The 5,590-nt window shown below is 66.3% G+C and carries 6 protein-coding genes and 1 pseudogene; all 7 read left to right on the plus strand.

The window, feature by feature from the left end; genetic code table 11:
- The coding region (locus G3N97_RS36080) for a ferritin-like domain-containing protein (protein WP_205997588.1) at nucleotides 1-714 on the plus strand (714 nt) is incomplete at its 5' end.
- Nucleotides 715-784: 70 nt separating this feature from the next.
- Complete coding sequence (locus G3N97_RS36085) at nucleotides 785-1,681, plus strand: alpha/beta hydrolase (RefSeq protein WP_205997589.1); 897 nt, start codon at nucleotides 785-787, stop codon at nucleotides 1,679-1,681.
- A gap of 106 nt (nucleotides 1,682-1,787) precedes the next feature.
- Nucleotides 1,788-2,618, plus strand: coding sequence for a 3',5'-nucleoside bisphosphate phosphatase (locus G3N97_RS36090; protein ID WP_205997590.1), 831 nt, complete (start codon nucleotides 1,788-1,790; stop codon nucleotides 2,616-2,618).
- 191 nt (nucleotides 2,619-2,809) lie between these two features.
- Nucleotides 2,810-3,445 (plus strand): L-threonylcarbamoyladenylate synthase, encoded by a 636-nt coding sequence (locus tag G3N97_RS36095; RefSeq protein WP_205997591.1) that lies wholly within the window; start codon nucleotides 2,810-2,812, stop codon nucleotides 3,443-3,445.
- 123 nt (nucleotides 3,446-3,568) lie between these two features.
- Nucleotides 3,569-4,234 carry a site-2 protease family protein gene (locus G3N97_RS36100; protein WP_205997592.1) on the plus strand — a complete coding sequence of 222 codons (666 nt, stop codon included), beginning with the start codon at nucleotides 3,569-3,571 and terminating at the stop codon, nucleotides 4,232-4,234.
- Between the two features lie 4 nt (nucleotides 4,235-4,238).
- Nucleotides 4,239-5,441, plus strand: a complete 1,203-nt coding sequence (locus tag G3N97_RS36105; RefSeq protein ID WP_205997593.1) for a tryptophan--tRNA ligase — start codon at nucleotides 4,239-4,241, stop codon at nucleotides 5,439-5,441.
- A gap of 47 nt (nucleotides 5,442-5,488) precedes the next feature.
- Nucleotides 5,489-5,590: pseudogene (locus G3N97_RS39825) on the plus strand (SAM-dependent methyltransferase); the annotation flags it as partial.

Here is a 5,590-nt window from a genome sequence, read left to right on the forward strand (position 1 = left end):
CACTGGCAGGCCGACGAGGCACTGAGCGCGCCCGCCGACCTGCCGGGCCGTCCGGCGTGCCCCGATCTGGTCGAGCCGCGCAGCCTCCAGCGCCGCAGCATGAGCACGCCGCAAGGGCGCGTGGTGCTGCTGCATGCGCTCGCGCACATCGAGTTCAACGCGATCAATCTGGCGCTCGACGCGGTCTGGCGCTTTCCGGACATGCCCGCGGACTTCTACGCCGACTGGCTCAAGGTCGCGGCGGAAGAGGCGTATCACTTCTCGCTGCTGGTCAAGCGGCTGGCGGACTACGGCCACGTCTACGGCGACTTCCCGGCGCACAACGGCCTCTGGGAAATGTGCGAGCGCACCAGCGGCGATGTGCTCGCGCGCATGGCGCTGGTGCCGCGCGTGCTGGAGGCGCGCGGGCTCGACGCCTCGCCGCCGATCCGCGCGCGTCTGAAACAGGCCGGCGACGATGAATCCGCCGCGATCCTCGACATCATCCTGCATGACGAAGTGGGGCACGTGCGCATCGGCAATCACTGGTTTCGCCATCTGTGCGCGCAGCGCGGTCTCGATCCGCATGCGGCGTGGCTCGAACTCGCCGCGCAGTATCACGCGCCGAAAATGCGCGGGCCGTTCAACTTCGAGGCGCGCCGGTCGGCGGGTTTCGACGACACCGAACTCGAAACGCTGAAAGCCCAGGACGGCGGCGCCGACGCCGAAAAATAATCGCGCGCTGCCCATCTGTCAGAACCTGTCGATATAATCGAACGACCATTCGTTTTTTTGCGCGAGCGCAATGAATCTTTCCCGATCCGAATTCATCGACGTGAACGGCATCCGTCTGCATGTGCGCCGCTGGGGCGCCGAGGACGCGCCCACGCTCTTCATGCTGCACGGCTGGATGGATGTGGCCGCCTCGTTCCAGTTCGTCGTCGATGCGCTGGGCGGCGACTGGCAGGTGATCGCGCCGGACATGCGCGGCTTCGGCCTGTCGGACTGGCCGGTGGCGCAGCGCGGCACCGGCAACTACTGGTTCCACGACTACATTGCCGATCTCGACGCGCTGCTCGATCACTACGCGCCCGAAGGCGAGGTGAACCTCGTCGGGCACAGCCTCGGCGCGAATGTCGTCTGTCTGTATGCGGGCGTGCGGCCCGAACGCGTGCGGCGCGTGGTCGATCTCGAAGGCTTCGGCATGCCCGCCACGACGCCCGCGCAGGCGCCCGGCCGTTTGCGCGACTGGCTCGAAGAAATGCGCTCGCCGCCGCAACTGCGTCCCTACAAGACGCTCGACGACGTGGCGGCGCGCCTCACGAAGACGAATCCGCGCCTGCTGCCCGCACGGGCGCGTTTTCTCGCGCAGCACTGGTCAAAGCCGGTGAGCGGCGCGCAGGGCGAGGGCTACATGCTGCTCGGCGATCCGGCGCACAAGATGGTCAATCCCGTGCTCTACCGGCTCGAGGAAATCATGGCGATCTGGGCGCAGGTACGCGCCAAGGTGCTGCACGTCGAGGCCACCGATTCGGAAACGCTCGCGCGTATCGCGGGCAAGGTGCCGATCGGCGAATTCAAGCGCCGTTTCGAGGCGTTTCCCGACTGGCGCGAGCGCTTTATCGACGACGCGGGTCATATGGTTCATCACGATCAGCCGGAGGCCATCGCGCGCCTCATCGAGGCCTTCTGCGCGGCTTGAACGCCCGCCGAATGTGGGCCGAACGCTCGCCGGACGCGGCCGGAGCGGCCCCGGACGGCTTCGCCGCGTTGCAGTAAAATAAGGCTTCATTTTCCAGACGCCCGCAATGAACGCCGATCTCCACTGTCACTCCACTGTTTCCGACGGCCAGATGGCCCCGGCTGCCGTCGCGCAGCTGGCGAAGGCGGGCGGCGTGACGCTGTGGGCGCTCACCGATCACGACGAGCTGGGCGGCCAGCGCGAGGCGCGCGAAGCCGCCGAATCGCTCGGCATGCGTTATCTCTCGGGCGTCGAGATTTCGGTCACGTGGGCGTCGCGCACGGTGCATATCGTCGGTCTGAACGTCGATCCGACCGCTCCGGCGCTCGTCGAGGGCCTCGCCCGCACGCGTGACGGCCGCGCGGCACGCGCTGAAGCCATCGGCGAACGCCTCGAAGAACTCGGCATTCCCGACGCCTACGCGGGCGCGCTCCAGTACGTCTCCAATCCCGACCTGATCTCGCGCACGCACTTCGCGCGCTTTCTCGTCGAATCCGGCCGCGCGCAGAACACCCAGGACGCGTTTTCGCGCTGGCTGGGCGACGGCAAGCCGGGTTATGTGGCGCATCGCTGGGCGAAGCTCGCCGATGCCGTTTCGTGGATCAAGGGCGCGGGCGGCGAGGCCGTCGTCGCGCACCCGGGCCGCTACAACTACACGCCGCTCGAATTCGACACGTTCTTCGGCGAATTCATCGATTTCGGCGGCAAGGCCATCGAAGTCGTCACGGGCAGCCATACGCCCGACCAGTACGGCGAGTATGCCGCCGTGGCGCGCCGTTTCGGCTTCGAGGCCTCGCGCGGCTCCGACTTCCACGCCAAGGGTCCGGACGCCATCGAGCCCGGCACGCTGCCGCCGCTTCCTTCCGACCTCAAGCCCGTCTGGGAGCGATGGCTGTAAGCCGCGCGCGCCGCGTGGCCCAACGCTTCCGTTCCCGCCGCGCGGCCTGCACCTTGCACCGCTGCGCGACGTCCGCTTCATCCGTTCGCTACGCTTTACGATAGGGCGTGCGCCGCGCCCGTCGGCTTCGCGCCTCGCGACTGCTTTTCCGACTGTTCCGTCCGTTCTGAATTCGTCAGCTGATTACTGCCATGTCACAGTTTTTTCGGCTTCACCCTGAGAATCCGCAGCCGCGCCTCGTCAAACAGGCCGTGCAGATCATCCGCGATGGCGGCGTGATCGCGCTGCCCACCGATTCGAGCTATGCGCTCGCCGCCCGCATCGACGACAAACACGCGGCCGAGCGCCTGCGCCGCATCCGTCATCTCGACGAAAAGGCGCTGCTCTCGCTGATGGTGCGCGATCTGTCCGAGCTGGCGAATTTTGCAATGGTGGACAACCGGCAGTACCGGCTGATCAAATCGGTAACGCCGGGGCCGTACGTGTTCGTGCTCGAAGCGACCAAAGAGGTGCCGCGGCGGCTCTCGCATCCGTCGCGCAAGACGATTGGCCTGCGCGTGCCGGGGCATCCGATTCCGCTCGCGATCCTCGAAGAACTGGGCGAGCCGCTGCTCGCCTCGACGCTGATCCTGCCGCCCGACACCGAACCGCTCAACGACCCCGACGAGATCCGCGAACGGCTCGAAAAGCAGCTCGATCTGGTGATCGACGGCGGAGCGTGTCCGTGGGAGCCGTCGAGCATCATCGATCTGACCGGCGCGGAGCCGGTGCTCGTGCGCGCGGGGCGCGGTTCGCTCGCGCCGTTCGGGCTGGAAGAGCAAGCGTGAGGTTGGAGGGGGCGAGGGCGGCGGCGTCGATGGGATCGACGAAACGCGCATTCTTGCCATTCGATGCGTATGCGGCCGCGCGCACCGCGGCGCACCACTAGCGCGTTGTTACAATACGCCGCCATGGAAGCCACGATCATTCAGACGCTCGCCGTCTACGCCTTGCCCGTCATTTTCGCGATCACGCTGCACGAAGCCGCTCACGGCTACGTCGCGCGCCTGCTCGGCGACAACACGGCCTACGTCCTCGGGCGCGTCTCGCTCAACCCGATGCGCCACATCGATCCGGTCGGCACGATCGCGATGCCGCTCATCCTGTATGTGCTGACGAGCGGCGCCTTCGTGTTCGGCTACGCCAAGCCGGTGCCGATCTCATTCGGCAATTTGCGCAATCCGCGCTGGGGCAGCCTGTTGGTCTCGGCAGCGGGCCCGCTCTGCAATTTCGTGCAGGCGATCCTGTGGGGCGTCTTCCTCATCGCGCTGAGCGCGGCGGGCGTCGACGAGCCGTTTTTCCTGCTGATGGCGCGCGCCGGCATGACCGTGAATATCGTGCTCTGCGTGCTCAACTTCTTCCCCTTGCCGCCGTTCGACGGCGGGCGCGTGCTGGCCGCGCTGCTGCCGCCGCGCGCGAGCATTGCGCTGATGCGGATTGAACCGTATGGTTTCTTCATCGTCATGGCGCTGCTGGTGACCGGCATCTTTTCGCGTTTCTGGATGTACCCGTTGTTTCAAGTCGGTCAGACGGCCTTGAACTTCATCCTCAGTCCCCTCGTATCGCTCATTACATAACATCATGTTCCCAGACCGTATTTTCTCCGGCATGCGGCCCACCGGGTCGCTGCACCTCGGCCACTACCACGGCGTGCTGAAAAACTGGGTCCGGCTTCAGTCCGAGTACCCGTGTTTTTTCTGCGTGGTCGACTGGCACGCGCTCACCACGCACTACGAGACGCCGGATGTCATCGAGAAAAACGTCTGGGACGTGCTGATCGACTGGCTCGCGTCGGGCATCGATCCGAATCAGGCCACGCTGTTCATCCAGAGCCGTGTGCCCGAGCACGCCGAACTGGCGCTGCTGCTCGGCATGAGCACGCCGCTTAGCTGGCTCGAACGCGTGCCGACCTACAAGGAACAGATCGAGAAGCTGCGCGACAAGGATCTCGGTACCTACGGTTTTCTCGGCTATCCGGTGCTGATGGCCGCCGACATCCTGCTGTACCGCGCCTCGCTCGTGCCGGTCGGCGAAGATCAGGTGCCGCACGTCGAGATGGCGCGCGAAATGGCGCGCCGCTTCAACTACATGTACGGCCGCGAGCCGGGTTTCGAAGAGAAGGCCAACGAGGCCGCGAAGAAGCTCGGCGGCAAGCGCTCGAAGCTCTATCACGAGCTGCGCAACGCCTATCAGCAGGAGGGCAACGAAGAGGCGCTCGAACAGGCGCGCGCGATGCTGTCCGAGTCGCAGAGCCTCTCGATGAACGACCGCGAACGTCTGTTCGGCTATCTCGAAGGCTCGCGCAAGATCATCCTGCCGGAGCCGCAGGTGCTGCTGACCGAGGCGTCGCGCATGCCGGGCCTCGACGGCCAGAAGATGTCGAAGTCGTACGGCAACACCATCGCGCTGCGCGAAGACGCCCAGTCGATCGAAAAGAAGGTGCGCACCATGCCGACCGACCCGGCGCGCGTGCGCCGCACCGATCCGGGCGATCCGGACAAGTGCCCGGTGTGGCAGCTGCATCAGGTCTACACGGACGAAACGACGCACGAGTGGGTGGAGAAGGGCTGCCGTTCGGCGGGCATCGGCTGTCTGGAGTGCAAGCAGCCGGTGATCGAAGGCATTCTGCGCGAGCAGCAGCCGATGCTCGAGCGCGCGCAGAAGTACATGGACGATCCGTCGCTGCTGCGCGCCATCGTCGCCGACGGCTGCGATCGCGCGCGCAAGTACGCCACGGAAACGATGCGCGACGTGCGCGAGGCGATGGGTCTCTCGTACAGCTAAGGCGCGCGATGACGTTCATCTCCGGGTCCACGCCCGTTGCGACGGGCATGCACGGGCTCGGCGAGCCGTCGCCCTGGGTGCGCCGCTGGGCGCATCTGGTCGCGCCCGGCGGCACGGTGCTCGATCTCGCCTGCGGTGCGGGGCGGCAC

Origin of the sequence: Paraburkholderia sp. Ac-20347, assembly GCF_017104805.1 — a bacterium.
In the GTDB taxonomy this organism is placed as follows: Bacteria; Pseudomonadota; Gammaproteobacteria; order Burkholderiales; family Burkholderiaceae; genus Paraburkholderia; species Paraburkholderia tropica.

What these genes read in the sequence shown, in the direction of transcription:
- G3N97_RS36085 (WP_205997589.1), top strand. Translation starts at nt 785, where the DNA reads ATGAATCTTTCCCGATCCGAATTCATCGACGTGAACGGCATCCGTCTG.
- G3N97_RS36095 (WP_205997591.1), top strand. Translation starts at nt 2,810, where the DNA reads ATGTCACAGTTTTTTCGGCTTCACCCTGAGAATCCGCAGCCGCGCCTC.
- G3N97_RS36105 (WP_205997593.1), top strand. Translation starts at nt 4,239, where the DNA reads ATGTTCCCAGACCGTATTTTCTCCGGCATGCGGCCCACCGGGTCGCTG.
- G3N97_RS36090 (WP_205997590.1), top strand. Translation starts at nt 1,788, where the DNA reads ATGAACGCCGATCTCCACTGTCACTCCACTGTTTCCGACGGCCAGATG.
- G3N97_RS36100 (WP_205997592.1), top strand. Translation starts at nt 3,569, where the DNA reads ATGGAAGCCACGATCATTCAGACGCTCGCCGTCTACGCCTTGCCCGTC.